The 2,871-nt window shown below is 73.9% G+C and carries 2 protein-coding genes; both read right to left on the bottom strand.

The features are described 5' to 3' along the window. Positions 1-151: 151 nt before the first annotated feature. On the bottom strand, positions 152-868 hold the full coding sequence (locus tag N866_RS17630; RefSeq protein WP_034229032.1) for an HAD family hydrolase: 717 nt from the start codon (positions 866-868) through the stop codon (positions 152-154). Between the two features lie 43 nt (positions 869-911). Then, the coding region (locus tag N866_RS17625; RefSeq protein ID WP_034229029.1) for an ATP-dependent Clp protease ATP-binding subunit at positions 912-2,871 on the bottom strand (1,960 nt) is incomplete at its 5' end.

The raw sequence follows: 2,871 nt of genomic DNA, 5'->3' as shown, positions 1-2,871 counted from the left end.
GCCAGCCGTCCGCGCCGCGGGTCCGCCGGGTCCCGCGGGGGGCCGTCCGTGTGGTCCTCCGCGTAGCCGCCGACGGGCCCGGCCGCCGGTCGCTGCCGCGTGTCGGCGGGCCGCAGGCGCGTGTCCTCCGGTCCCGTGGCGCCGTCCGCGTTCACGACGGCACCAGCTCGGCGAGGTCGGTGACGACGACGTCCGCACCCGCGTCCCGCAGCACCTGGTCACCCGCTCCCCGGTCCACCCCGACGACGAGGCCGAAGCCGCCCGCGCGACCCGCCGCGACGCCGGAGACGGCGTCCTCGATCACCACCGAGCGTGCCACCGTCGTGCCGAGCAGCTCGGCGGCGCGCCGGAACGTCTCCGGGGAGGGCTTGCCCGCCAGGCCCTCCGCGCGCGCGACCGCGCCGTCCACCACGACGCCGAAGCGGTCCGCGATGCCCGCCGCCTCGAGGACCGGGCGGGCGTTGCGCGAGCTCGACACGACCGCCACCCCGGTGCCACGGGCGCGCAGCAGGTCCACGAGCCGCACCGACCCGGGGTAGGCCGTCACCCCCTGCGAGGCGAGGATCCGGTTGAACATCGCGTTCTTGGCGTTGCCCAGGCCGCAGACCGTCTCCACCCCCGGCTCGTCCGTCGGGTCGCCCTCCGGCAGGACGACCCCGCGGGAGGCCAGCGCGGCGCGCACGCCGTCGTACCGCGGCCGCCCGTCGACGTGCAGGAAGTAGTCCTCCTCGGTGTACGGCGGGGTGATCCCGTGCCGGTCGAAGAAGTCCGTGAACATCGCCGACCACGCGAGCATGTGGACGTCGGCGGTCGGGGTGAGGACCCCGTCGAGGTCGAACAGGGCAGCGTCGTAGGGCGTCCAGTCCATCCCTCGACGCTACGGCGCGGACGCGTCGCCGTCGTGCCGAGCGTCAGGACGCCGTGAGCGTCAGGGCCGACGTCCCGTCGGCGTCCACACCCCGGTCGACGACGACGGTGCCGCCGTCGTGCACCTCGCCGGACAGGAGCATCTTCGCCAGGCGGTCGCCGATCTCCCGCTGCACGAGCCGTCGCAGCGGCCGCGCCCCGTAGGCCGGGTCGTAGCCCTCGATCGCGAGCCACTCGCGCGCGGCGGGCGTGACGTCGAGCGTGAGCCGCCGGTCCGCGAGCCGGTCCCCCAGGCGCGTGATCTGCAGGTCGACGATCCGGCCCAGCTCCTCCAGGGACAGCGCGTCGAAGATCACCACGTCGTCGAGGCGGTTGAGGAACTCGGGCTTGAAGGCGGACCGGACCGCCACCATGACGCCCTCCCGCTTCGCGGCGTCGTCGAGCGTCGGGTCCACGAGGAACTGCGACCCGAGGTTCGACGTGAGCACGAGGATCGTGCTGCGGAAGTCGACCGTGCGGCCCTGCCCGTCGGTGAGGCGCCCGTCGTCGAGCACCTGGAGCAGGATGTCGAACACCTCGTGGTGCGCCTTCTCGACCTCGTCGAGCAGGACCACGGAGTAGGGCCGGCGCCGCACGGCCTCGGTGAGCTGGCCGCCCTCCTCGTACCCGACGTACCCGGGGGGCGCGCCGACGAGCCGCGCGACGGAGTGCTTCTCGGAGTACTCGGACATGTCGATGCGGACCATCGCCCGCTCGTCGTCGAAGAGGTAGTCGGCGAGCGACTTCGCCAGCTCCGTCTTGCCCACGCCCGTGGGGCCGAGGAAGAGGAACGAGCCGGTGGGCCGGTCGGGGTCGGAGATCCCGGCGCGCGAGCGGCGCACCGCGTCGGAGACCGTGCGCACCGCCCGGGCCTGGCCGATGAGCCGCTCGCCGAGCACGTCCTCCATGCGCAGCAGCTTGGCGGTCTCGCCCTCCAGCAGGCGGCCGGTGGGGATTCCGGTCCACGCCGAGACCACCTCGGCGATCTCGTCCGGGCCGACCTTCTCGGAGATCATCGGCGGCTCGCCGCCGGAGTCGCCGTGCGCCGCGCGGTCCGCCTCGGCGGCCTCCGCCTGCGCGATGTCCTTCTCGACGCCGGGGATCTCGCCGTAGAGCAGGCGCGAGGCGTTCTCGTAGTCGCCCTCCCGCTGGTACCGGTCCGCAGCCATGCGCAGCTCGTCCAGGCGGGCGCGCAGCTGGCCCAGCCGGTCGTGGCCGGCCTTCTCGTTCTCCCACCGGGCGGTCAGGCCAGCGAGCGCCTCGCGACGGTCCGCCAGCTCGGCGCGCAGCTTCTCCAGGCGGTCGCGCGAGGCGTCGTCGTCGGCCGTGCGGAGGTAGGTCTCCTCCATCTCCAGGCGCGTGACGGCGCGCTGGAGCTCGTCGATCTCGACCGGCGAGGAGTCCATCTCCATGCGCAGGCGCGACGCGGCCTCGTCGACGAGGTCGATCGCCTTGTCGGGCAGCTGCCGGCCCGTGATGTACCGGTCCGAGAGCGCGGCGGCGGCCACGAGGGCGGCGTCGGAGATCGTCACCTGGTGGTGCGCCTCGTACTTGGGCGCGATGCCGCGCAGGATCGCGACGGTGTCCTCGACCGAGGGCTCGCCGACGAAGACCTGCTGGAAGCGCCGCTCCAGCGCGGGGTCCTTCTCGATGCGCTCGCGGAACTCGTCCAGGGTGGTCGCACCGACCAGCCGCAGCTCGCCCCGCGCGAGCATCGGCTTGAGCATGTTGCCGGCGTCCATGGAGCCCTCGGCCGCGCCGGCGCCGACGACGGTGTGCAGCTCGTCGATGAACGTGACGACCTCGCCCTCGGACTGCTTGATCTCCTCGAGCACGGCCTTGAGCCGCTCCTCGAACTCGCCGCGGTACTTGGCGCCCGCGACCATCGCCGCGAGGTCGAGCGCCACGAGGCGCTTGCCGCGCAGGGACTCCGGCACGTCGCCGTCGACGATCCGCTGGGCCAGC

Source organism: Actinotalea ferrariae CF5-4 (assembly GCF_000603945.1).
GTDB classification, from domain to species: domain Bacteria; phylum Actinomycetota; class Actinomycetes; order Actinomycetales; family Cellulomonadaceae; genus Actinotalea; species Actinotalea ferrariae.
Note: the sequence above shows the minus strand (reverse complement) of the source record. Positions and strands in the feature narration are given on the sequence as shown.